Here is a 22,186-nt window from a genome sequence, read left to right on the forward strand (position 1 = left end):
ATTGTGCGAGTCGAATCTTAAAATAGTGCGACTTACAGAGGTATTGAATGAAACGTGCAGTGATTACTGGCCTGGGCATCGTTTCCAGCATCGGTAATAACCAGCAGGAAGTCCTGGCATCTCTGCGTGAAGGACGTTCAGGGATCACTTTCTCTCAGGAGCTGAAGGACTCCGGCATGCGTAGCCATGTTTGGGGTAACGTCAAACTGGATACCACTGGCCTCATTGACCGCAAAGTAGTGCGCTTTATGAGCGACGCATCCATCTATGCTTACCTTTCTATGGAGCAGGCGATTGCTGATGCGGGTCTCTCTGTAGAAACTTACCAGAATAACCCGCGCGTTGGCCTGATTGCAGGTTCCGGCGGCGGCTCCCCGAAATTCCAGGTCTTTGGCGCAGATGCCATGCGTAGCCCGCGTGGTCTGAAAGCCGTTGGCCCGTATGTAGTGACCAAAGCGATGGCCTCCGGCGTTTCTGCCTGCCTCGCTACGCCGTTTAAAATCCACGGCGTGAACTACTCCATCAGCTCTGCTTGCGCGACCTCTGCACACTGCATTGGCAACGCGGTTGAACAGATTCAACTGGGCAAACAGGACATCGTCTTTGCCGGCGGCGGCGAAGAGCTGTGCTGGGAAATGGCGTGTGAATTCGACGCGATGGGCGCACTGTCCACCAAATACAACGACGATCCGTCTAAAGCTTCCCGTACCTATGATGCGAACCGTGATGGTTTCGTTATCGCGGGCGGCGGCGGTATGGTTGTGGTTGAAGAACTGGAACATGCTCTGGCGCGCGGCGCGCACATCTATGCGGAAATCGTCGGTTATGGCGCAACGTCCGATGGCGCTGACATGGTTGCACCGTCAGGCGAAGGCGCAGTGCGCTGCATGCAGATGGCGATGCACGGCGTTGACACGCCGATTGACTACCTGAACTCCCACGGTACTTCTACGCCGGTAGGCGACGTGAAAGAGCTGGGCGCAATTCGTGAAGTCTTTGGCGATAAGAGCCCGGCTATCTCCGCGACCAAAGCGATGACCGGTCACTCTCTGGGTGCGGCTGGCGTGCAGGAAGCTATCTATTCGCTGCTGATGCTGGAACACGGCTTTATCGCGCCGAGCATCAACATTGAAGAGATGGACGAGCAAGCGGCAGGTCTGAACATCGTAACCGAAGCCACCGATCGCGAACTGACGACCGTCATGTCCAACAGCTTCGGCTTTGGCGGCACCAACGCGACGCTGGTTATGCGTAAGCTGAAAGCGTAAATCTGAAGACGTTGGGTGGATAAGGCGTTTACGCCGCTATCCGACATCAACGTTTGCCTGATGGCGCTTCGCTTATCAGGCCTACAGGGGAGCCGATAATGGCTCCTTTTTTTATTGCTTGTTTTCGTATTCCTGCGCGACTTTTGCCGACCACGCCCTGGCGCGGGCAATAGCGCCTGCATCGTAGATCGGGTGTTCAAACTGGTGGGTAAGATCGCGTACCCGATAAATTTTCCATTGGCCATTTTCCCGGCGAGTATACACCATTAAATGGATAAGGCGGGTATCGGAATCGCCAAGCCATACATCCACTTTTTCACCTCCCAAAAAAGCACTGGCTGTTCCTGCGTGGAATTTAGCGATCCATTCCGGCGCGTAGTCCTGCACGTACATAAAGTAGTCTGACGCCACGATTTCCTGCTCATAAAGGTTATCAATTAGCGTCAGGCGATTGATAAGTTCTTTCGCGACATAGCGTTGCATTAATGCCGACTTATCATGAGGGGTATCCTGATCCTCTGTGAATGTTTTCATCCATGAGAGATAGAATTGGTTAATATCCTGCGTACTATCGCGATGAGGTGTGGCGCAGCCGCAAAGCAACAGGATAAGCGTAATAAGAGGAAACGCTTTCATTACTTTTTTCCCTGAAAGAAAATGACAGTATGTTTTAACCGTGTTCAATTCGACAGAAATGACAAATAATGCTGTGATTTCTAAGTTGACAAGCCCGGTCTCCCACAGGCAGACTTCACGCTCAACATTATCCCCATGATAATGCGTAAGCGTTTAACGTTATCCAACGCACCTTAATCCTGATGCTCAGGTGGAGGGGGCGTGGCATTTCCTCGCCTTACTCTGCATTCTGGAGTAACGCATGACAGCTGTATCCCAAAAAGAAAAAACACCTTCTGCGAATTTTTCGCTTTTTCGTATCGCTTTTGCGGTTTTTCTGACCTATATGACGGTCGGTTTACCGTTACCTGTAATCCCTCTTTTTGTTCACCATGAGCTGGGCTATGGCAACACGATGGTCGGCATCGCGGTGGGCATTCAATTCCTTGCAACGGTATTGACCCGTGGTTACGCTGGGCGACTGGCCGATCAATATGGTGCTAAACGTTCCGCGCTACAGGGGATGTTGGCCTGCGCGCTGGCGGGGGGCGCGTGGCTGTTGGCGGCGTTGTTACCTGTTTCTGTACCTGTAAAATTCGCGTTGCTGATCGTCGGGCGACTGATCCTGGGTTTTGGCGAAAGCCAGCTACTGACCGGAACCCTGACCTGGGGGATGGGGCTGGTAGGGCCTTCGCGCTCCGGTAAAGTGATGTCGTGGAACGGCATGGCGATTTACGGCGCGCTGGCTGCCGGTGCGCCGCTTGGTTTACTGATTCACAGCCATTACGGTTTTGCGGCGCTGGCAGGAACGACAATGGCGCTGCCGCTGCTGGCCTGGGCATTTAATGGCACCGTGCGTAAAGTACCTGCGCACGCGGGCGAACGTCCGTCGCTGTGGAGCGTCGTCGGCCTCATCTGGAAGCCGGGCCTGGGGCTGGCGCTACAGGGGGTTGGTTTCGCCGTTATCGGCACCTTTATTTCACTCTATTTCGCCAGTAAAGGCTGGGCGATGGCCGGTTTTACGTTGACCGCGTTTGGCGGCGCTTTCGTGCTGATGCGCGTGCTGTTTGGCTGGATGCCGGATCGCTTTGGCGGTGTGAAGGTGGCGGTTGCGTCCCTGTTGGTCGAAACGGCAGGGCTGGTGCTGCTTTGGCTGGCGCCTGTGGCCTGGATTGCGCTATTGGGCGCGGCGTTAACCGGGGCAGGGTGCTCGCTCATCTTCCCGGCGCTGGGCGTTGAAGTGGTGAAGCGCGTACCTTCTCAGGTACGCGGTACGGCACTTGGCGGCTATGCCGCGTTTCAGGACATCTCCTACGGCGTTACCGGTCCGCTGGCCGGGCTGTTAGCCACCTCGTGCGGCTACTCTTCCGTGTTCCTCGCCGGGGCGATCTCTGCCGTCGTGGGGATTGTGGTGGCGCTGCTGTCGTTTCGCCGGGGTTAAGACACCAGCCAGAACAGAATGAAGGCAACCGCCAGTGCGATAAAGATCAGCCCCGGTCGCGCCGTTACGGATTTGATGGTTTCAATCATCGGGGCGAACGGGCTGTATATCGGCTGAATGTGATGCGGCTCGGTTAACTCTCTTTCGCGCGCAACGCGGCGCAGGAAGACCTGGTTCAGCAGATCCTGAACCTGAGCGGTTGTCAGAATTGTATGCGGCAACGCCTGATATGTCTGCTGGGCGTAATCTCTTAACGCCGTGAATTCATTCGGCTCCAGCGGCAGTTTTAGCGCCGCCTGTAGCGTCTGTAGGGTGGGCGCGCTCTGGTTGCTGAGGGTCTGGCGCGCTTGCAGCCAGGTGACCAGGTGCGTGAACTGTTTTGCAGGGATCAGCTCGCCGCTTTTCACACCGGAAAGTTCCAGCATGGACTGCCAGATAAGTTTGCCCGATTCGCCCGTCGCGGCGGCCAGCTTCGTCACCAGTTGGTTGAGCGTATTATGCTCGGCAGGCAATAACGGTCTGTCGGTTGGCGGACGTTGTTGAGGCTGAGGAATGGAAAGTTGCCCCTGTTGCAGTAGCGTCAGCACATTCTTTAACTGCTCGGGCGTTAACTGGCTGAGCGCCGTCTGACCGTACTGTTGGCGAATAAAATCGCTGACGGCCTGACGGTTGTTCCCCTGGCTCAATAATTCCGTCAACTGCGAGAGCACCTGACGATTCGCGTGGTTCTGCTGAGCGACGCTCAGGCGTTGCGTGAGATTTTGTTCTGCGGCGGGGAAGTGACGCGACAGTAACGGCGTGTCGCTTTTTACGCCCAGATCGTGTTTCATTCCGGCCCAGACTTCCGCACTTTGCTGTTGCGTCAGCGAAATCAGACGCGTAATCAGGCGTTCCAGCACCGTGCGCTGCTGGGTGGATAGCGGCTGTTCTCCGGCAACGGAAGGCGCAGTCTGACCTTCACCGGGAGGGCGTGCGGGAGTACCGGAAATGGGTTGCATCATCACTTATCCTTAAACCATAAATCTTAGCAAAGTATGCCTGGCGGCCAGATTATGGCACACTTGCCCGGTTAACTCTCGTTCTCAAACAGGTACGCAGACGTGAAAATCCTCGTTGATGAAAATATGCCTTATGCCCGCGAATTATTTAGCCGTCTGGGCGAGGTCAAAGCGGTTCCCGGTCGCCCCATTCCCGTTGCAGAACTTGATGATGCGGATGCGTTAATGGTGCGTTCAGTCACCAAAGTGAATGAAGCGCTGCTTGGGGGGAAATCCATCAAATTTGTCGGCACCGCAACCGCCGGAACCGATCATGTGGATGAGGCGTGGCTTAAGCAGGCTGGCGTGGGGTTTTCAGCGGCGCCTGGCTGCAATGCTATCGCTGTTGTTGAATATGTTTTTTCCGCTTTACTGATGCTGGCGGAGCGTGACGGTTTTGCTTTAAGCGACCGCACCGTGGGGATTGTCGGCGTAGGTAATGTTGGCGCTCGCTTGCAGGCGAGGCTGGAAGCGTTGGGCATTCGCACTTTGCTGTGCGATCCGCCGCGTGCGGACCGGGGCGATGAAGGTGATTTCCGCTCGCTGGATGAGCTGGTCCAGGAAGCGGATATTCTGACGTTCCACACGCCATTGTATAAAGAGGGGCCTTACAAGACGCTGCACCTGGCGGATGAGGCGCTGATCGGGCGGCTGAAGCCGGGGACGATTCTGATTAACGCCTGTCGCGGCCCGGTGGTGGATAACACCGCGCTGCTGGCGCGCCTGAATGCCGGGCAGTCGCTGAGCGTGGTGCTTGATGTCTGGGAAGGGGAGCCCGATCTCAACGTGGCGCTGCTGGAAAAAATTGATATCGGCACATCGCACATTGCCGGTTATACCCTGGAAGGAAAGGCGCGCGGCACCACGCAGGTCTTTGAAGCCTATAGTACGTTTATCGGACGGGCGCAAAAAGTGGCGCTGGATACGCTGCTACCCGCGCCGGAGTTTGGACGTATTACGCTGCATGGCCCGCTGGATCAGCCGACGCTGAAAAGGCTGGCGCATTTGGTGTATGATGTGCGCCGCGATGATGCGCCACTGCGTAAAGTCGCCGGAATTCCGGGCGAGTTTGATAAGCTGCGTAAGAATTACCTTGAGCGCCGTGAATGGTCTTCCTTGTACGTGATGTGCGACGATGCCAGTGCCGCCACGCTGCTGCATAAGCTCGGTTTCAACGCCGTTCATCATCCGGCCCATTAACATTCTTTTTGTCGCTCCCTGCATAGCGCGGGGAGCTTTGCTATTTCTGGAGTAAACCACCATGTCTGAAGGCTGGAACATTGCCATCCTGGGCGCAACAGGCGCCGTAGGCGAAGCCCTGCTCGAAACGCTGGCTGAACGTCAGTTCCCGGTCGGTGAGATTTATGCGCTGGCGCGTAATGAAAGTGCGGGCGAACATCTGCGCTATAGCGGCAAGTCGGTCATTGTGCAGGATGTCGCTGATTTTGACTGGACGCAGGCGCAGCTGGCGTTTTTTGTCGCTGGCGCTGAAGCCTCTGCCGCATGGGTTGAGGAAGCCACCAATGCGGGTTGTCTGGTGATCGACAGCAGCGGCCTGTTTGCCCTGGAACCGGATGTGCCATTAGTGGTGCCGGAAGTGAACCCGTCTGTGCTGGCTGATTACCGCAACCGCAATGTGATCGCCGTAGCCAACAGCCTGACCAGCCAGTTGCTGGCCTCGCTGAAGCCGCTGATTGATGAAGGCGGTCTGTCGCGCATTAGCGTCACCAGCCTGCTTTCTGCCTCGGCGCACGGGAAAAAAGCGGTGGATGCGCTGGCCGGTCAGAGCGCGAAACTGCTCAACGGTATCCCTATTGACGAAGATGATTTCTTTGGTCGTCAACTGGCGTTTAACATGCTGCCGCTCCTGCCGGACAGTGAAGGCAGCGTGCGCGAAGAGCGCCGTATTGTTGACGAAGTGCGTAAGATTTTGCAGGACGACGGGCTGATGATTTCCGCCAGTTGCATTCAGTCGCCGGTATTTTATGGCCATGCGCAAATGGTCAGTTTTGAAGCGCTGCGCCCGCTGGCGGCGGAAGAGGCGCGCGATGCCTTTTCTCGCGGCGAAGATATTGTGCTGTCTGAAGAGACTGACTTCCCGACTCAGGTGGGCGATGCGTCTGGCAATCCGCAGCTTTCTGTCGGCTGTGTGCGTAACGACTATGGCATGCCGGAGCAGGTTCAGTTCTGGTCGGTGGCCGATAACGTTCGCTTTGGCGGCGCGCTGATGGCGGTCAAAACCGCAGAAAAACTGGTGCAGGAGTACCTGTACTGATGTCAGCAGTGGAACAACCGCCAGTTTATAAAATTGCGCTGGGCATTGAGTACGACGGCAGCAAATATTATGGCTGGCAACGCCAGAACGAAGTGCGCAGCGTTCAGGAAAAGCTGGAAAAGGCGCTTTCTCAGGTTGCCAACGAACCTGTTAACGTGTTTTGCGCCGGGCGGACAGATGCTGGCGTACACGGAACGGGGCAGGTGGTGCATTTTGAAACCACCGCGTTGCGTAAAGACGCGGCATGGACGCTGGGTGTAAATGCGAATTTACCTGGTGACATCGCGGTTCGTTGGGTTAAAGCTGTACCTGAGGATTTTCACGCCCGGTTTAGCGCAACGGCTCGCCGTTATCGCTACATCATCTACAATCATCGGTTGCGCCCGGCGATTTTAGGTCATGGGGTTACGCACTTTTATGAGCCGCTGGACGCGGAACGTATGCACCGGGCGGCGCAGTGTCTGATTGGTGAAAATGATTTTACCTCGTTTCGCGCGGTACAGTGCCAGTCGCGTACGCCGTGGCGAAACGTGATGCACATTAACGTGACGCGTCACGGTGCATATGTGGTGGTCGATATCAAAGCCAATGCCTTTGTACATCATATGGTCAGGAATATTGTCGGTAGCCTGATGGAAGTAGGCGCCCACAACCAGCCGGAGAGCTGGATAGCAGAGTTGCTGGCGGCGAAGGACAGGCGGCTTTCAGCAGCAACGGCGAAAGCGGAAGGGTTGTACCTGGTTGCGGTTGATTACCCGGAACGGTTTGACCTTCCCAAAACGCCACTGGGCCCGCTGTTTCTGGCGGACTAATTTGAGTCGTATAAGGCATCAATATGGACCTGATTTATTTTCTGATTGATTTTATCCTGCACATTGACGTGCACCTGGCGGAGCTGGTCGCGGAATACGGCGTCTGGGTATATGCCATTCTGTTCCTGATCCTGTTTTGTGAAACCGGACTGGTGGTGACGCCGTTTCTGCCGGGGGATTCGTTGCTGTTTGTGGCGGGCGCGTTGGCGTCGCTGGAAACCAACGATCTCAACGTACATATTATGGTGATGTTAATGCTGATCGCCGCGATTGTCGGCGACGCGGTGAACTACACGATCGGCAGATTGTTTGGCGAACGGTTATTCAGTAACCCGAATTCAAAAATTTTCCGTCGCAGTTACCTTGATAAGACTCACCAGTTTTATGAAAAGCATGGCGGAAAAACCATTATTCTGGCCCGTTTTGTCCCGATTGTCAGAACCTTTGCGCCGTTTGTTGCGGGTATGGGACATATGTCTTATCGCCATTTTGCCGCGTATAACGTCATTGGCGCGCTTTTATGGGTGCTGCTCTTCACATATGCGGGGTATTTCTTCGGTACGATCCCTATGATTCAGGATAACCTTAAGTTACTGATCGTAGGGATTATTGTGGTGTCGATATTGCCAGGCGTGGTTGAAATCATTCGCCATAAGCGCGCTGCGTCGCGTGCCGCAAAATAGAAAGTAACTCAGCGGTTCGACCACTTTTTTATCCAAAGTTTCGGGCTGTTATGTTTTAATGTGCAACATTCATAGTCTGTTGGGGGCAAAAATGGCATTATGCGCTCCTGATAACAAAGCTGACGACTAAGGTTCAGGCAGAAAGGTCACTAATGAGCTGGATTGAACGAATTAAAAGCAACATTACTCCCACCCGCAAGGCAAGCATTCCTGAAGGGGTGTGGACCAAGTGTGATAGCTGCGGTCAGGTTTTATACCGTGCTGAGCTGGAACGTAATCTTGAGGTCTGTCCGAAGTGTGACCATCATATGCGCATGTCGGCGCGCAATCGCCTGCATAGCCTGTTAGATGAAGGAAGCCTTGTGGAACTGGGCAGCGAACTTGAGCCGAAAGATGTACTGAAGTTCCGCGACTCCAAGAAGTATAAAGATCGTCTGGCTTCCGCGCAGAAGGAAACCGGCGAGAAAGACGCGCTGGTGGTGATGAAAGGTACGCTCCACGATATGCCGATTGTCGCGGCGGCGTTTGAGTTCTCCTTTATGGGCGGTTCTATGGGGTCTGTGGTCGGCGCGCGTTTTGTCCGTGCCGTTGAGCAGGCGCTGGAAGATAACTGCCCGCTGATCTGCTTCTCCGCTTCCGGCGGCGCGCGTATGCAGGAAGCGCTGATGTCGCTGATGCAGATGGCGAAAACCTCCGCTGCGCTGGCGAAAATGCAGGAGCGTGGTCTGCCGTATATCTCCGTGTTGACCGATCCGACAATGGGCGGCGTTTCCGCAAGTTTTGCGATGCTCGGCGATCTCAACATTGCAGAACCGAAAGCGTTAATCGGTTTTGCGGGCCCGCGTGTTATTGAACAAACCGTACGTGAGAAACTGCCGCCGGGATTCCAGCGCAGTGAGTTTCTGATTGAAAAAGGCGCTATCGATATGATCGTCCGCCGCCCGGAAATGCGCCTGAAACTGGCAAGCGTTCTGGCGAAGCTGATGAATCTTCCGGCGCCGAACCCGGATGCGCCGCGCGAAGGCGAGGTGGTGCCGCCGGTACCCGATCAGGAACCCGAGGCCTGATAATTTACTCTATGGATTTCGAGTTGCAGGAAGGTGGCAAGAGAGCGAATCCCGATGAGCTTGCACAGGCAAGTGATTCGGGTGAGCGAGAGCAGCCAACACACCTGCAGCTTGAAAGACGACGAGTACAAAAGGGCAGGGCCAGCTGGCGCTGCCTTTTGCTTTTCTCAACGTAATAAATTTACAGGCATCATGGACAATAAACGCATTCCCCAAGCCGCGTCGCCCCTGGCAGCGTGGCTTTCTTATCTGGAAAACCTGCACAGTAAAACTATCGATTTGGGCCTGGAACGCGTAAGCCGGGTTGCGGCGCGTCTGGGCGTGCTGAAACCCGCGCCGTTTGTCTTTACGGTGGCGGGTACTAACGGTAAAGGAACGACCTGCCGCACGCTGGAGTCTGTGCTGACGGCGGCGGGCTATAAAGTGGGCGTCTACAGTTCTCCGCATCTGGTGCGCTACACCGAGCGCGTTCGCGTGCAGGGGAACGAGTTGCCGGAGTCTGCTCATACCGCCTCGTTCGCCGAGATTGAGGCCGCGCGCGAAGACATTTCTCTGACCTACTTTGAATACGGCACGCTGTCGGCGCTGTGGCTGTTTAAGCAGGCTCAGCTTGACGTGGTGATTCTGGAAGTCGGGCTGGGCGGACGTCTGGACGCGACCAATATTGTTGATGCGGATGTTGCGGTAGTGACCAGCATTGCGTTGGATCATACCGACTGGCTGGGGCCGGACCGCGAAAGTATCGGGCGTGAGAAGGCGGGGATCTTCCGGGCGGAAAAACCGGCTATCGTCGGCGAACCGGAAATGCCGTATACCATCGCCGATGTGGCGCAGGAAACCGGGGCGCAGTTACAGCATCGCGGCGTGGACTGGCATTATGATGTGACGGGCGACGGCTGGTCGTTTACGGACGGCGAAGGTACGCTGGCGAATCTTCCGCTGCCGCAGGTGCCTCAGCCTAACGCCGCCACCGCGCTGGCGGCACTGCGCGCCAGCGGGCTGAACATCAGCGAGCAGGCGATTCGTGACGGTATTGCCCGGGCGATTTTGCCCGGTCGTTTCCAGATAGTGAGCGAATCGCCACGGGTGATTCTGGATGTCGCACATAATCCCCATGCTGCGGAATATCTGACAGAACGCCTGAAAATGTTGCCGAAAAACGGGCGTATACTTGCCGTTATCGGTATGCTACATGATAAAGATATCGCAGGGACATTAGCCTGGCTGAAAAGCGTGGTCGACGACTGGTATTGCGCGCCGCTGGAAGGGCCTCGCGGCGCGACGGCGGAGCAATTGCTGGAACATCTGGGCAAAGGCACTGTCTATGACAGTGTCGCGCTGGCGTGGCATGCCGCGCTGGCAGAGGCGAAACCAGAAGATACCGTGCTGGTGTGTGGATCATTTCACACGGTTGCACATGTCATGGAAGTGATGGACGCGGGGAGAAGCGGTGGCGAGTAAGTTTCAGAATCGTTTAGTTGGCACAATCGTGCTGGTCGCTCTCGGGGTGATTGTGCTTCCCGGGCTGCTCGACGGGCAGAAAAAACACTATCAGGATGAGTTTGCGGCGATCCCGCTGGTGCCAAAGCCTGGCGATCGCGATGAGCCTGATATGATGCCAGCCGCAACACAGGCGTTGCCGACCCAGCCGCCTGAAGGCGCTGCTGAGGAGGTGCGTGCCGGAGATGCGGCAGCGCCGTCTCTGGACCCTTCCCGTTTTGCTGCGGAAAACAACGCCAGTTTCGATCCTGTCCCCGCACCTGTTGAGCCGCCGAAGCCGAAACCGGTTGAAAAACCGAAACCACAGCCGAAGCCGCAGCAACCGGTAGCGGCAACGCCGACACCGGCGCCTGAGCCGAAACCTGCTGCTGAAGAAAAAACCGCGCCAACGGGTAAAGCGTACGTTGTGCAGTTGGGGGCGTTGAAAAATGCCGATAAGGTCAATGAGATAGTGGGTAAACTTCGTGGCGCGGGCTTCCGGGTATATACTTCTCCGTCAACGCCGGTACAGGGTAAAATAACCCGTATCCTCGTCGGGCCTGACGCCTCAAGAGACAAGCTGAAAAATTCTCTTGGCGAGTTACAGCAGATCTCCGGTTTGAGTGGCGTGGTGATGGGTTACAGCCCGAACTAAGCCACTGCTGCCTGATGGCGACGCTGCGCGTCTTATCAGGCCTACGGTGCACTGTTTTCCAGGCCGGATAAGGTGCTTGCACCGCCATCCGGCAATGCCCGAAGAGGCAAAAAATTTGATGGCGTTGAATATTTTTTCAGCGCCATTTTTATTTACGCACGGGAAGGAAATCCCTACGCAAACGTTTTCTTTTTCTGTTAGAATGCGCCCCGAACAGGACGACAGGGCGTAAAATCGTGGGACACATATGGTCTGGATTGATTACGCCATTATCGCGGTGATTGGTTTTTCCTGTCTGGTTAGCCTGATCCGTGGCTTTGTTCGTGAAGCGTTATCGTTGGTGACATGGGGTTGTGCTTTCTTTGTCGCCAGCCATTACTACACTTACCTGTCTGTCTGGTTTACGGGCTTTGAAGACGAACTGGTTCGAAATGGGATTGCTATCGCGATACTGTTTATCGCGACGCTTATCGTCGGCGCTATCGTGAACTTTGTGATAGGTCAGCTGGTGGAGAAAACCGGCCTGTCGGGTACTGACAGGGTGTTGGGGATCTGTTTTGGCGCGCTGCGAGGAGCGTTAATCGTCGCCGCCATTCTGTTCTTTCTCGATACGTTTACCGGTCTGTCGAAAAGCGAAGACTGGAGCAAGTCGCAGCTTATCCCGCAGTTCAGTTTCATCATCAGATGGTTCTTTGACTATCTGCAAAGCTCGTCAAGTTTCTTGCCCAGAACGTAACGGTTCTGAGATGTGGCTTAACGAGGAAAAGACGTATGTGCGGTATTGTCGGTATCGCCGGTGTTATGCCGGTAAACCAGTCGATTTATGACGCGTTAACGGTGCTCCAGCATCGTGGTCAGGATGCCGCTGGCATCATCACCATTGATGCCAACAACTGCTTCCGCTTGCGTAAGGCAAACGGACTGGTGAGCGATGTTTTTGAAGCTCGCCATATGCAGCGTATGCAGGGCAATATGGGCATCGGGCATGTGCGTTACCCAACGGCTGGCAGCTCCAGCGCCTCCGAAGCTCAACCTTTTTACGTCAACTCGCCGTATGGCATCACGCTTGCTCATAACGGCAACCTGACCAACGCGCATGAGCTGCGTAAAAAGCTGTTTGAAGAAAAACGTCGTCACATCAACACCACGTCAGATTCTGAAATCCTGCTCAATATTTTTGCCAGCGAGCTGGATAACTTCCGTCATTACCCGCTGGAAGCCGATAACATTTTTGCCGCCATTGCCGCGACCAACCGCCAGATTCGCGGCGCGTATGCCTGTGTGGCGATGATTATCGGGCACGGTATGGTGGCTTTCCGCGATCCGAACGGCATCCGCCCGCTGGTGCTGGGCAAACGCGACATTGGCGATGGCCGCACTGAATATATGGTTGCGTCCGAAAGCGTGGCGCTTGATACGCTGGGCTTCGAATTCCTGCGCGATGTGGCGCCGGGCGAAGCGGTGTACATCACCGAAAAAGGCCAGTTGTTTACCCGCCAGTGCGCGGATAACCCGGTCAGCAATCCGTGCCTGTTCGAATACGTCTACTTTGCGCGCCCGGACTCGTTCATCGATAAAATTTCCGTCTACAGCGCCCGCGTGAATATGGGGACGAAGCTGGGCGAAAAAATTGCCCGTGAATGGGAAGATCTGGATATCGACGTGGTGATCCCGATTCCAGAAACCTCCTGCGATATCGCGCTGGAAATCGCCCGCATTCTGGGTAAACCGTACCGCCAGGGCTTTGTGAAAAACCGTTACGTTGGCCGGACGTTTATCATGCCGGGCCAGCAGTTGCGCCGTAAGTCTGTGCGTCGCAAGCTGAACGCCAACCGCGCTGAATTCCGCGATAAGAACGTCCTGCTGGTGGATGACTCCATCGTGCGCGGCACCACCTCTGAACAGATTATTGAGATGGCCCGTGAAGCCGGCGCGAAGAAGGTCTATCTGGCTTCTGCGGCACCGGAAATTCGCTTCCCGAACGTTTACGGTATCGATATGCCGACGGCAAATGAGCTGATTGCTCACGGTCGTGAAGTGGATGAAATTCGCCAGATCATCGGCGCTGATGGGCTTATCTTCCAGGATCTGGACGATCTGATTGAAGCTGTTCGTGCTGAGAACCCGGATATTCAGCAGTTTGAATGTTCGGTCTTTAACGGCGTGTATGTCACAAAAGACGTTGACCAGCAGTATCTCGATTATCTGGATTCCCTGCGTAATGATGACGTCAAAGCGATGCAGCGTCAGAACGAAGTGGAAAACCTGGAAATGCATAACGAAGGTTAATCTCTCCTCCCGGCAAGGGCGCGCAATCCGCGCCCTTGCTTGCAACGCCCCGTAAAATCCTGCAAAGTCAGCCCAGACGCAAGAAAGGGCAAAAATCATGAAACGACTCATTGTAGGGATTAGCGGCGCCAGCGGCGCGATTTATGGCGTGCGCTTGTTGCAGGTTCTGCGTGACATGGCGGATGTGGAGACCCACCTGGTGATGAGCCCGGCTGCGCGTCAGACGCTTGCGCTGGAAACCGAATTTTCCTTGCGGGAGGTGCAGGCTCTGGCCGATGTCACCCATGATGCGCGCGATATTGCCGCCAGTATCTCTTCTGGCTCCTTTCAGACGGCGGGGATGGTGATTTTACCGTGCTCGATCAAAACGCTCTCCGGTATTGTGCACAGCTATACTGACGGACTTCTCACCCGTGCGGCGGATGTTGTCCTGAAAGAGCGCCGCCCGCTGGTGTTGTGCGTGCGGGAAACGCCGCTGCATTTAGGACACCTGCGCCTCATGACTCAGGCGGCTGAAATTGGCGCCGTTATTATGCCACCGGTTCCCGCGTTTTATCATTGCCCGCAAACGCTGGATGATGTGATTAATCAGACGGTTAATCGTGTTCTGGATCAGTTTGATATCACGTTGCCGCACGATCTTTTCACCCGTTGGCAGGGCGCATAACGCTGCCCGTTCACAGTGCGTTTTTGCACAAATTGCCCTGTTTCAGGGCAATTTTGTAACCGCGATCATATCCTCAACATTTAATTCGCTAAAAGCGACCGAAACGCTGCGGTTCAACCGTCATACCTGCTATCTTCAACATCAGGACAATATTGCAACGTTTTATTAACATATTTAACGTCAAATAGGGACGCCGACGTGAAAATGGCATAAGACCTGCATGAAAAAGTCTGCAAACACACAACACAATGCAAAACATAATAAAATTACGCCACTTGAGGGTTATGTATGAAGAAGACAGTTCTCGCTTTGTCTTTGCTGGTAGGACTTTCCGCAACGGCGGCCAGCTACGCAGCGCTACCGCAGACGGTTCGTATTGGTACAGACGCGACATATGCGCCTTTCTCATCGAAAGATGCCAAAGGGGATTTTGTCGGTTTTGATATCGATCTGGGCAATGAGATGTGCAAGCGTATGCAGATCAAATGCACCTGGGTCGGCAGCGATTTTGACGCGCTGATTCCTTCCCTGAAAGCGAAGAAAATCGATGCCATCATTTCATCGCTCTCCATTACCGAGAAACGCCAGCAGGAGATTGCCTTCTCCGACAAACTGTATGCCGCCGACTCGCGCCTGATTGCCGCGAAAGGCTCATCTGTCCAGCCGACGATTGACTCGCTGAAGGGCAAGCACGTTGGCGTACTGCAAGGCTCCACTCAGGAAGCCTATGCGAATGATAACTGGCGCAGCAAAGGCGTGGATGTTGTGGCCTACGCGAACCAGGATCTCATCTATTCCGACCTGACGGCGGGCCGTCTTGATGCTGCATTGCAGGATGAAGTTGCGGCCAGCGAAGGGTTCCTCAAACAGCCTGCGGGCAAGGACTATGCGTTTGCCGGTCCTTCCGTGAAAGATAAAAAGTACTTTGGCGACGGCACCGGGGTTGGCTTGCGTAAAGACGATACCGAGCTGAAAGCGGCGTTTGATAAAGCGCTGAGCGATCTGCGTGCTGACGGCACCTACGACAAGATGGCGAAAAAGTACTTTGACTTTAACGTCTACGGCGACTGACAGGTCGCTGCGGGGGAGTGTTGCGCACCGTTTTGGTTAACCATCACGGTGCGTGATGAGAGATTTGCACCATCATGGTGCGTTTGTCGCTGTCAAAATGAGCATGAATGCATACTTAAGCGCTTTTCATGCAAAATAAACCGGCTGACAGGGTAGAATGCTTTGCCTTGTCGGCCCGATTAATGGCACGATAACTGCACCTGGTCCTGTAAAGATCCCCTATAAAAGACAGTCTGTTGAGGATAGTTATGAAAAAACTGGTGTTGTCTCTTTCTCTGGTCCTGGCTTTCTCCAGTGCTACCGCAGCATTTGCAGCCATTCCGCAAAAAGTTCGTATCGGTACCGATCCGACTTATGCCCCTTTTGAATCGAAAAATGCACAGGGTGAATTGGTCGGTTTTGATATCGATCTGGCCAAAGAGCTGTGCAAACGCATTAATACACAATGTACCTTCGTGGAAAACCCGCTGGATGCGCTGATCCCCTCGTTAAAAGCGAAGAAAATCGATGCCATCATGTCCTCGCTTTCCATCACCGAAAAGCGTCAGCAGGAAATCGCGTTTACCGACAAGTTCTATGCAGCAGACTCTCGCCTGGTCGTCGCCAAAGATTCTGATATCCAGCCGACCGTTGAGTCCCTGAAAGGCAAGCGTGTTGGCGTATTGCAGGGCACCACGCAGGAAACGTTTGGTAATGAGCACTGGGCGCCGAAAGGCATTGAAATCGTCTCTTACCAGGGTCAGGACAATATCTATTCCGACCTGACGGCAGGGCGTATCGATGCCGCTTTCCAGGATGAAGTCGCAGCCAGCGAAGGCTTCCTGAAGCAGCCTGTGGGCAAAGATTACAAATTCGGCGGCCCGTCGGTGAAAGACGAGAAACTGTTCGGTGTGGGTACAGGTATGGGGCTGCGCAAAGAGGATAACGAACTGCGCGAAGCCCTGAACAAAGCATTTGCGGAAATGCGTGCTGACGGTACTTACGAGAAGCTGGCGAAAAAGTACTTTGATTTTGATGTTTACGGCGGTTAATCGCCGCTGGTGCAGATAACGCCCGCAGATTTTTGACGCGCTGATTTTATGCCTGATGGCGCTGCGCTTATCAGGCCTACAGAGATTTTGTAGGTCGGATAAGGCAAAGCCGCCATCCGGCATTTAACGGCTCGACTGAGATCAAAAGAGGCGTCTTACTCACCACACACGACAGGACAGGCAGCATGTTGTACGGGTTTTCAGGTGTTATTTTTCAGGGCGCGCTTGTCACGCTTGAGCTGGCCCTCAGCTCAGTTGTGCTGGCCGTGCTGATCGGTCTTGTCGGCGCGGGCGCGAAACTTTCGCAAAACCGGGTGACGGGACTTATTTTCGAAGGCTATACCACCCTGATTCGTGGGGTGCCGGATCTGGTTTTAATGCTGCTGATTTTCTACGGGTTGCAAATCGCGCTCAATGCGGTGACCGACGCGATGGGAATAGGGCAGATTGATATTGATCCGATGGTCGCCGGTATTATCACCCTGGGTTTTATCTATGGCGCGTACTTTACGGAAACCTTCCGTGGCGCGTTTATGGCGGTGCCAAAAGGGCATATTGAAGCGGCGACGGCATTCGGTTTCACCGGTTCGCAAATATTCCGGCGGATTATGTTCCCGGCGATGATGCGCTACGCCTTACCGGGGATTGGTAATAACTGGCAGGTTATCCTCAAAGCGACGGCGCTGGTTTCGCTGCTCGGGCTGGAAGATGTGGTCAAAGCCACGCAGCTGGCCGGCAAGAGTACCTGGGAGCCATTCTATTTCGCCGTAGTGTGCGGGCTGATTTATCTGGTATTTACAACGGTTTCCAATGGTGTGCTGCTGTTCCTCGAGCGCCGCTACTCCGTGGGTGTGAAGAGGGCTGACCTGTGATCGAGATTATTCAGGAGTACTGGAAATCCCTGCTCTGGAGCGATGGTTATCGCTTTACCGGCGTGGCCATTACGCTGTGGTTGCTGATCTCCTCGGTGGTGATGGGCGGCATTCTGGCGCTGTTTTTGGCGATTGGCCGCGTTTCCAGCAACAAATTTATCCAGTTCCCCATCTGGTTGTTTACCTATGTTTTTCGCGGTACGCCGCTGTATGTGCAGCTCCTGGTGTTCTATTCCGGGATGTACACGCTGGAGATCGTGAAAGGAACCGATCTCCTCAACGCGTTTTTCCGTAGCGGTCTTAACTGTACCGTTCTGGCGTTGACGCTGAATACCTGCGCCTATACCACGGAGATTTTCGCTGGCGCCATCCGTTCAGTACCGCACGGGGAAATTGAAGCGGCGCGGGCGTATGGCTTCTCATCGTTCAAAATGTATCGCTGTATTATTTTACCTTCCGCGCTGCGTATCGCGCTGCCAGCATACAGTAACGAAGTGATCCTGATGCTGCACTCAACCGCGCTGGCATTTACCGCGACGGTGCCGGATTTGCTGAAAATCGCCCGTGATATTAACTCGGCAACCTATCAACCGTTTACCGCATTCGGCATTGCCGCTGTGCTGTATTTGATTATTTCGTATGTCCTGATTAGCCTGTTCCGTAAAGCGGAAAAGCGCTGGCTCCAGCACGTGAAACCTTCTTCAACGCACTGAGAATACGATGTCTGAGAATAAATTAAACGTTATCGATTTGCACAAGCGCTACGGCGAACATGAGGTGCTGAAAGGGGTATCGCTACAGGCTAACGCCGGAGATGTGATCAGTATTATCGGATCGTCTGGCTCCGGTAAGAGTACCTTTCTGCGCTGTATTAACTTCCTCGAAAAACCGAGCGAAGGGTCGATTGTGGTGAGCGGCCAGAATATTTCCCTGGTGCGTGATAAAGACGGCCAGCTCAAGGTCGCCGATAAAAACCAGCTGCGGCTGCTGCGTACGCGCCTGACGATGGTATTTCAGCACTTCAATCTCTGGAGCCACATGACGGTGCTGGAGAACGTTATGGAAGCGCCGATTCAGGTGCTGGGATTAAGCAAACATGAAGCGCGCGAGCGTGCGGTGAAATACCTGGCGAAAGTTGGTATTGATGAACGTGCGCAGGGAAAATACCCGGTACACCTCTCAGGTGGTCAGCAGCAGCGCGTCTCAATTGCCCGCGCGTTGGCGATGGAACCTGAGGTGCTGCTGTTTGATGAGCCGACATCGGCGCTTGACCCCGAACTGGTAGGCGAAGTCTTGCGTATCATGCAGCAGTTAGCGGAAGAGGGGAAAACGATGGTGGTGGTGACGCATGAAATGGGGTTTGCCCGCCATGTTTCCACCCATGTGATTTTCCTGCATCAGGGGAAAATCGAAGAAGAAGGCGATCCAGAGCAGGTATTCGGCAACCCGCAAAGCCCGCGTTTGCAACAGTTCCTGAAAGGTTCGCTGAAGTAGCGGTTTATCCGTCGCTCAGAGAAACAATTTTGCCCGGTGGCGCTGTGCTTACCGGGCCGACACGTAGGCCGGATAAGGCATCGCCGCCATCCGGCGATTATCGCCCCATTTCGCTTTCCAGACGGTATACCCATTCGTCATACCGGATGCCGTTCACCTCATAGGCGTTTTCCAGCACCTGAGTCCGCGTAAAACCACGCTTTTCCAGCACGCGCACAGACGCGTGATTCTCTGCCAGCACATAGGCGTTTATCGCTTTCACGCTGGTATGCGTAAAGGCGTAATCGCAGACGGCATATAAGGCTTCTGTGGCGATCCCTCTCCCTTGCGCTTCCGGGAGCACCGTATAGCCGATATCGGCTTCCTGCGGATAATGGTGGCTAATTTGTAAGCCAATGTCGCCCAAAGGCTTATCGCTGTTATGCAGGCGGATGACGAAGGTATGCTTTGAGACGAGGCGACGGGCGAACAGCAGGCGAGTATCTTTTTCCGGCGTGATATCAGCCATATAACGCATGATTTCAGGGTTTTCACGCAGTGCGAGAAAAAAGGACCAGTCAGTAGGTTGAAAAAGGGAGAGGGTCAATCGGGAGGTGGTTATTATCGCCATAAAATCGCCATTCCAGAAGTCAGGCATACTACCTTACCACTGGAATGGCTACAGTGACCAGGTGAATGGTTTAACGGATCACATCGGCCAGCGCTTCTTCTAAATCGTACCAGCGAAATGAAAACCCCGCCGCCTCCAGTCTTTTTGGCAATGCGCGCTGTCCGCCCAGCACCAGTACCGATGATTCCCCCATTAACAGGCGGATGACGGTCGCGGGAACGCGCAGGATTGCGGGGCGGTTCAGCGCATGACCCAGCGCATGGGCGAACTGTTCATTACGAACCGGATAAGGCGAAACCATATTGAACGGGCCGCGCAGGTCGTTATCCAGCAGCCAGAGAATACCGTTTACCATATCATCGATATGGATCCAGGCCAGATACTGACGCCCATTGCCAATTGGCCCTCCCAGCCCCAGGCGAAACGGCGGGATCATTTTGGCCAGAATGCCGCCTTCCGGCGCCAGGACGACGCCGGTGCGTAGCAGACAAACGCGCGTTTTATCACTTTGCGCGCTACAGGCAATCTGCTCCCAACGCGCGCATAACTTATGGGTAAATTCGTTATGCGGCGGCTCTTCTTCCGTTACGACAACTTCGCCCAGATCGCCGTAATAGCCTGCGGCAGACCCGGAAATTAACGCGGCCGGGGGCGTCTCGCTGGCGTTGATCAAATCCGCCAGCTTTTGCGTGATGGACCAGCGGCTTTGACACAAACGCTCTTTTTGCTGCGCGGTCCAGCGTTTGTCGGCGATAGGCTCGCCAGCAAGGTTGACCACGGCGTCTATGTCGTTGAGGTTCTGCCTGTCCTCCAGCCCTTTCCACAGCGCAACCCGGGAGTCGAGAAGCTGGCGCGCCTTATCGGGACTCCGTGTGACGACCGTCACCTGATGCCCCAGCTCCAGCAAACGGGGAATCAGGTGGCGTCCTATCAGGCCAGTACCGCCGGTAATCAGAATCTGCATGTTTCCTCCCGGATAGCGCTTAACGTCGCCAGCTGAGCGTCATGGAGACGGAATCGGCATAACGCAGCGCATGAAGTTTGTCGATCTCTACTTCAGCATAAGTGACCCAGTGATGTTCGCGTGCGATGTCGAGCACATCCTGAGTTAATTTTTCTAACAGCGAGAATCGGTTGCTCTCCACATGCTGAATAATGTTTTTTGTGATGGTGCGGTAATTCAGCGCGTCGTTGATGTCCTCGCTTACGCGGGCTTTTTCCGCCGGATAGTGAATGGCAACGTTAATAACAATATCCTGGCGGTTGAGGATCTCTTCCTCTTTGATACCGATAAACGTGCGCAGACGAAGGTTTTTTATACGAATAATAGCGTCAGGTTGTGACATTGCAGGCGTCCTCCATGGTTGAACCTTTGCATGATACACGAGAACCCGGCCACGTTATTCGCTCTGACTCTCAGGCTTCTGCTAAGGCCGCAGTCTTGCGCGTTCTGTTGCCGGGCTCAGTATGAGTTTTCATCAGGTGACAGTATGCGAAAGACTCTATATTTTGAGAGAAAGCCCAAAGAACGAAGAGGACATTATGAGCAAACCCGAGATTACGCTTTGGTCAGACGCTAACTTTTTCTCTCCTTACGTCTTATCCGTTTATGTTGCCTTGCAGGAGAAAGGACTGCCTTTTAGCCTCAAAACCGTTGACCTGAGCAGCGGCGAGCATTTGCAGCCCTCATGGCAGGGCTACGCGTTAACGCGCCGCGTCCCGGTGCTGGAAATCGATGGCTTTGAGCTTAGCGAGTCGTCGGCGATTACCGAGTATCTGGAAGATCGCTTTGCGCCGCCGCAGTGGGAGCGCATCTACCCGCACGATCTGCAAAAACGCGCCCGCGCGCGCCAGATTCAGGCGTGGTTACGCAGTGATTTAATGCCCATTCGCGAGGAACGTTCGACGGATGTGGTCTTTGCGGCGGCCAGGAAAGGCCCGTTAAGCGAAGCAGGGAAAGAGAGCGCGGCAAAACTGGTGGCGACGGCCAGTGGTTTGCTCGCTCACGGTAAGCCGAATTTATTTGGCGAATGGTGTATTGCGGATACCGATTTGGCGCTCATGCTTAACCGCCTCGTACTGAACGGCGACGAGATTCCTGAGGCACTGGCGGAATATGCAGCATTCCAGTGGCAGCGCGCCTCCGTTCAACGTTTTATTGCGCTTTCCGCAAAGCGTTCCGGCTGATAATCCGCGTATAATCCAGTATCATAGAGCGGTTTTTTATGACGAGGAGTGAGTGATGAAACTGATGTTTGCATCGGACATTCATGGTTCGTTACCTGCGACAGAGCGCGTACTTGAACGGTTTGCGCAAAGTGGCGCGCAATGGCTGGTGATACTGGGTGATGTGCTTTATCACGGGCCGCGTAACGCGCTGCCGGAAGGCTACGCACCGGCGCAGGTGGCAGAACGCCTGAACGAGCAGGCGGCGCGTATTATTGCGGTACGGGGAAACTGTGACAGCGAAGTGGATCAGATGCTGCTCCATTTCCCGATAACCGCGCCGTGGCAGCAAGTGCTGCTGGAAAACCGGCGCATCTTCCTGACCCACGGACACCTGTTCGGGACGGATAATGTACCCGCGTTAAATGCGGGCGACGTTCTTGCTTATGGGCATACTCATCTGCCGGTCGCTGAAAAACGCGGCGAGCTGTATCACTTTAATCCAGGCTCAGTCAGCATCCCGAAAGGTGGGTTTGCAGCAAGCTACGGCATTCTGGATGATAATGTTTTGAGCGTAATCGCACTCAATGATCAAAGTATCATTGCGCAGGTCGCGATTAATCCGTAATTTACCCCACAATTGTAAATGCGCCG

Annotated in this window: 23 protein-coding genes and 1 pseudogene; 19 read left to right on the plus strand and 5 right to left on the minus strand. The window is 54.5% G+C overall.

Features of this window, described 5'->3' with window-relative positions; all coding sequences use genetic code 11:
• The first annotated feature begins 47 nt into the window (after positions 1-47).
• Complete coding sequence (gene fabB, locus OGV67_RS05735; RefSeq protein ID WP_047462293.1) at positions 48-1,268, plus strand: beta-ketoacyl-ACP synthase I; 1,221 nt, start codon at positions 48-50, stop codon at positions 1,266-1,268.
• A gap of 111 nt (positions 1,269-1,379) precedes the next feature.
• On the opposite strand, the gene OGV67_RS05740 is transcribed toward fabB, so the two are convergent.
• Positions 1,380-1,904, minus strand: a complete 525-nt coding sequence (locus OGV67_RS05740) for a YqhG/Tai3 family protein (RefSeq protein WP_012131446.1) — start codon at positions 1,902-1,904, stop codon at positions 1,380-1,382.
• Between the two features lie 241 nt (positions 1,905-2,145).
• Between OGV67_RS05740 and OGV67_RS05745 the strand changes: the two genes are divergently transcribed.
• Positions 2,146-3,324, plus strand: coding sequence for an MFS transporter (locus OGV67_RS05745; protein WP_286465098.1), 1,179 nt, complete (start codon positions 2,146-2,148; stop codon positions 3,322-3,324).
• On the opposite strand, the gene flk is transcribed toward OGV67_RS05745, so the two are convergent.
• Positions 3,321-4,322, minus strand: a complete 1,002-nt coding sequence (flk, locus tag OGV67_RS05750; RefSeq protein WP_049008705.1) for a flagella biosynthesis regulator Flk — start codon at positions 4,320-4,322, stop codon at positions 3,321-3,323. The two genes, OGV67_RS05745 and flk, sit on opposite strands and share 4 nt — an antisense overlap.
• Before the next feature lie 102 nt (positions 4,323-4,424).
• Between flk and pdxB the strand changes: the two genes are divergently transcribed.
• The 15 genes and pseudogenes from pdxB (at position 4,425) to hisP (ending at position 18,756) form a co-directional block, all read left to right on the plus strand.
• On the plus strand, positions 4,425-5,561 hold the full coding sequence (pdxB, locus tag OGV67_RS05755) for a 4-phosphoerythronate dehydrogenase PdxB (RefSeq protein WP_012131449.1): 1,137 nt from the start codon (positions 4,425-4,427) through the stop codon (positions 5,559-5,561).
• A gap of 61 nt (positions 5,562-5,622) precedes the next feature.
• Entirely contained in the window at positions 5,623-6,636 is a 1,014-nt protein-coding gene (locus tag OGV67_RS05760) for an aspartate-semialdehyde dehydrogenase (RefSeq protein WP_012131450.1), read from the plus strand.
• Positions 6,636-7,448 carry a tRNA pseudouridine(38-40) synthase TruA gene (gene truA / locus OGV67_RS05765; RefSeq protein ID WP_012131451.1) on the plus strand — a complete coding sequence of 271 codons (813 nt, stop codon included), beginning with the start codon at positions 6,636-6,638 and terminating at the stop codon, positions 7,446-7,448. The genes OGV67_RS05760 and truA overlap by 1 nt, the downstream gene beginning before the upstream one ends.
• A gap of 23 nt (positions 7,449-7,471) precedes the next feature.
• A complete protein-coding gene (locus tag OGV67_RS05770) occupies positions 7,472-8,131 on the plus strand; it encodes a DedA family protein (protein WP_012131452.1) in 660 nt (219 codons plus the stop codon).
• A gap of 152 nt (positions 8,132-8,283) precedes the next feature.
• Complete coding sequence (gene accD, locus OGV67_RS05775) at positions 8,284-9,198, plus strand: acetyl-CoA carboxylase, carboxyltransferase subunit beta (protein WP_012131453.1); 915 nt, start codon at positions 8,284-8,286, stop codon at positions 9,196-9,198.
• A gap of 192 nt (positions 9,199-9,390) precedes the next feature.
• On the plus strand, positions 9,391-10,659 hold the full coding sequence (gene folC / locus OGV67_RS05780; protein WP_115614653.1) for a bifunctional tetrahydrofolate synthase/dihydrofolate synthase: 1,269 nt from the start codon (positions 9,391-9,393) through the stop codon (positions 10,657-10,659).
• Positions 10,649-11,332, plus strand: a complete 684-nt coding sequence (gene dedD, locus OGV67_RS05785) for a cell division protein DedD (RefSeq protein ID WP_115614654.1) — start codon at positions 10,649-10,651, stop codon at positions 11,330-11,332. Before folC ends, dedD begins: the two co-directional genes overlap by 11 nt.
• Positions 11,333-11,579: 247 nt before the next feature.
• A complete protein-coding gene (gene cvpA, locus OGV67_RS05790) occupies positions 11,580-12,068 on the plus strand; it encodes a colicin V production protein (protein WP_012131456.1) in 489 nt (162 codons plus the stop codon).
• Positions 12,069-12,103: 35 nt separating this feature from the next.
• A complete protein-coding gene (gene purF, locus OGV67_RS05795; protein WP_012131457.1) occupies positions 12,104-13,621 on the plus strand; it encodes an amidophosphoribosyltransferase in 1,518 nt (505 codons plus the stop codon).
• Between the two features lie 91 nt (positions 13,622-13,712).
• Positions 13,713-14,288: pseudogene (locus tag OGV67_RS05800) on the plus strand (UbiX family flavin prenyltransferase); the annotation flags it as partial.
• 288 nt (positions 14,289-14,576) lie between these two features.
• Positions 14,577-15,359, plus strand: a complete 783-nt coding sequence (gene argT, locus OGV67_RS05805) for a lysine/arginine/ornithine ABC transporter substrate-binding protein ArgT (protein WP_012131460.1) — start codon at positions 14,577-14,579, stop codon at positions 15,357-15,359.
• 248 nt (positions 15,360-15,607) lie between these two features.
• The gene (gene hisJ / locus OGV67_RS05810; RefSeq protein ID WP_012131461.1) at positions 15,608-16,390 is read left to right on the plus strand and encodes a histidine ABC transporter substrate-binding protein HisJ; all 783 of its coding nucleotides are present in this window, start codon (positions 15,608-15,610) and stop codon (positions 16,388-16,390) included.
• Between the two features lie 185 nt (positions 16,391-16,575).
• Positions 16,576-17,262 carry a histidine ABC transporter permease HisQ gene (locus OGV67_RS05815; protein WP_012131462.1) on the plus strand — a complete coding sequence of 229 codons (687 nt, stop codon included), beginning with the start codon at positions 16,576-16,578 and terminating at the stop codon, positions 17,260-17,262.
• Positions 17,259-17,975 carry a histidine ABC transporter permease HisM gene (gene hisM / locus OGV67_RS05820; RefSeq protein ID WP_012131463.1) on the plus strand — a complete coding sequence of 239 codons (717 nt, stop codon included), beginning with the start codon at positions 17,259-17,261 and terminating at the stop codon, positions 17,973-17,975. The genes OGV67_RS05815 and hisM overlap by 4 nt, the downstream gene beginning before the upstream one ends.
• A 7-nt stretch (positions 17,976-17,982) precedes the next feature.
• Positions 17,983-18,756 (plus strand): histidine ABC transporter ATP-binding protein HisP, encoded by a 774-nt coding sequence (gene hisP, locus OGV67_RS05825; protein ID WP_049008687.1) that lies wholly within the window; start codon positions 17,983-17,985, stop codon positions 18,754-18,756.
• A gap of 97 nt (positions 18,757-18,853) precedes the next feature.
• On the opposite strand, the gene OGV67_RS05830 is transcribed toward hisP, so the two are convergent.
• The 3 genes from OGV67_RS05830 to folX all read right to left on the minus strand — a co-directional run bounded on the left by OGV67_RS05830 (position 18,854) and on the right by folX (position 20,712).
• Entirely contained in the window at positions 18,854-19,366 is a 513-nt protein-coding gene (locus OGV67_RS05830; RefSeq protein WP_049008706.1) for a GNAT family N-acetyltransferase, read from the minus strand.
• A 70-nt stretch (positions 19,367-19,436) separates the two neighbouring features.
• Positions 19,437-20,330 (minus strand): TIGR01777 family oxidoreductase, encoded by an 894-nt coding sequence (locus tag OGV67_RS05835; RefSeq protein ID WP_047462321.1) that lies wholly within the window; start codon positions 20,328-20,330, stop codon positions 19,437-19,439.
• A gap of 19 nt (positions 20,331-20,349) precedes the next feature.
• Positions 20,350-20,712, minus strand: coding sequence for a dihydroneopterin triphosphate 2'-epimerase (gene folX / locus OGV67_RS05840; RefSeq protein ID WP_012131467.1), 363 nt, complete (start codon positions 20,710-20,712; stop codon positions 20,350-20,352).
• Between the two features lie 196 nt (positions 20,713-20,908).
• Here folX and yfcF point away from each other — a divergent pair, with 196 nt between their 5' ends.
• Complete coding sequence (gene yfcF / locus OGV67_RS05845; protein WP_047462323.1) at positions 20,909-21,553, plus strand: glutathione transferase; 645 nt, start codon at positions 20,909-20,911, stop codon at positions 21,551-21,553.
• A gap of 55 nt (positions 21,554-21,608) precedes the next feature.
• Entirely contained in the window at positions 21,609-22,160 is a 552-nt protein-coding gene (yfcE, locus tag OGV67_RS05850) for a phosphodiesterase (RefSeq protein WP_115614655.1), read from the plus strand.
• Positions 22,161-22,186 lie beyond the last annotated feature (26 nt).

It is taken from the genome of Citrobacter sp. CK188 (genome assembly GCF_030333525.1).
Classification (GTDB): Bacteria; Pseudomonadota; Gammaproteobacteria; order Enterobacterales; family Enterobacteriaceae; genus Citrobacter_B; species Citrobacter_B koseri.

Coding starts and splice junctions, on each gene's coding strand:
- OGV67_RS05835 (WP_047462321.1), bottom strand. CDS start 20,330: ATGCAGATTCTGATTACCGGCGGTACTGGCCTGATAGGACGCCACCTG.
- accD (WP_012131453.1), top strand. CDS start 8,284: ATGAGCTGGATTGAACGAATTAAAAGCAACATTACTCCCACCCGCAAG.
- hisP (WP_049008687.1), top strand. CDS start 17,983: ATGTCTGAGAATAAATTAAACGTTATCGATTTGCACAAGCGCTACGGC.
- yfcF (WP_047462323.1), top strand. CDS start 20,909: ATGAGCAAACCCGAGATTACGCTTTGGTCAGACGCTAACTTTTTCTCT.
- OGV67_RS05740 (WP_012131446.1), bottom strand. CDS start 1,904: ATGAAAGCGTTTCCTCTTATTACGCTTATCCTGTTGCTTTGCGGCTGC.
- purF (WP_012131457.1), top strand. CDS start 12,104: ATGTGCGGTATTGTCGGTATCGCCGGTGTTATGCCGGTAAACCAGTCG.
- OGV67_RS05770 (WP_012131452.1), top strand. CDS start 7,472: ATGGACCTGATTTATTTTCTGATTGATTTTATCCTGCACATTGACGTG.
- truA (WP_012131451.1), top strand. CDS start 6,636: ATGTCAGCAGTGGAACAACCGCCAGTTTATAAAATTGCGCTGGGCATT.
- OGV67_RS05815 (WP_012131462.1), top strand. CDS start 16,576: ATGTTGTACGGGTTTTCAGGTGTTATTTTTCAGGGCGCGCTTGTCACG.
- OGV67_RS05760 (WP_012131450.1), top strand. CDS start 5,623: ATGTCTGAAGGCTGGAACATTGCCATCCTGGGCGCAACAGGCGCCGTA.
- fabB (WP_047462293.1), top strand. CDS start 48: ATGAAACGTGCAGTGATTACTGGCCTGGGCATCGTTTCCAGCATCGGT.
- folX (WP_012131467.1), bottom strand. CDS start 20,712: ATGTCACAACCTGACGCTATTATTCGTATAAAAAACCTTCGTCTGCGC.
- yfcE (WP_115614655.1), top strand. CDS start 21,609: ATGAAACTGATGTTTGCATCGGACATTCATGGTTCGTTACCTGCGACA.
- OGV67_RS05745 (WP_286465098.1), top strand. CDS start 2,146: ATGACAGCTGTATCCCAAAAAGAAAAAACACCTTCTGCGAATTTTTCG.
- hisJ (WP_012131461.1), top strand. CDS start 15,608: ATGAAAAAACTGGTGTTGTCTCTTTCTCTGGTCCTGGCTTTCTCCAGT.
- flk (WP_049008705.1), bottom strand. CDS start 4,322: ATGCAACCCATTTCCGGTACTCCCGCACGCCCTCCCGGTGAAGGTCAG.
- cvpA (WP_012131456.1), top strand. CDS start 11,580: ATGGTCTGGATTGATTACGCCATTATCGCGGTGATTGGTTTTTCCTGT.
- OGV67_RS05830 (WP_049008706.1), bottom strand. CDS start 19,366: ATGGCGATAATAACCACCTCCCGATTGACCCTCTCCCTTTTTCAACCT.
- folC (WP_115614653.1), top strand. CDS start 9,391: ATGGACAATAAACGCATTCCCCAAGCCGCGTCGCCCCTGGCAGCGTGG.
- argT (WP_012131460.1), top strand. CDS start 14,577: ATGAAGAAGACAGTTCTCGCTTTGTCTTTGCTGGTAGGACTTTCCGCA.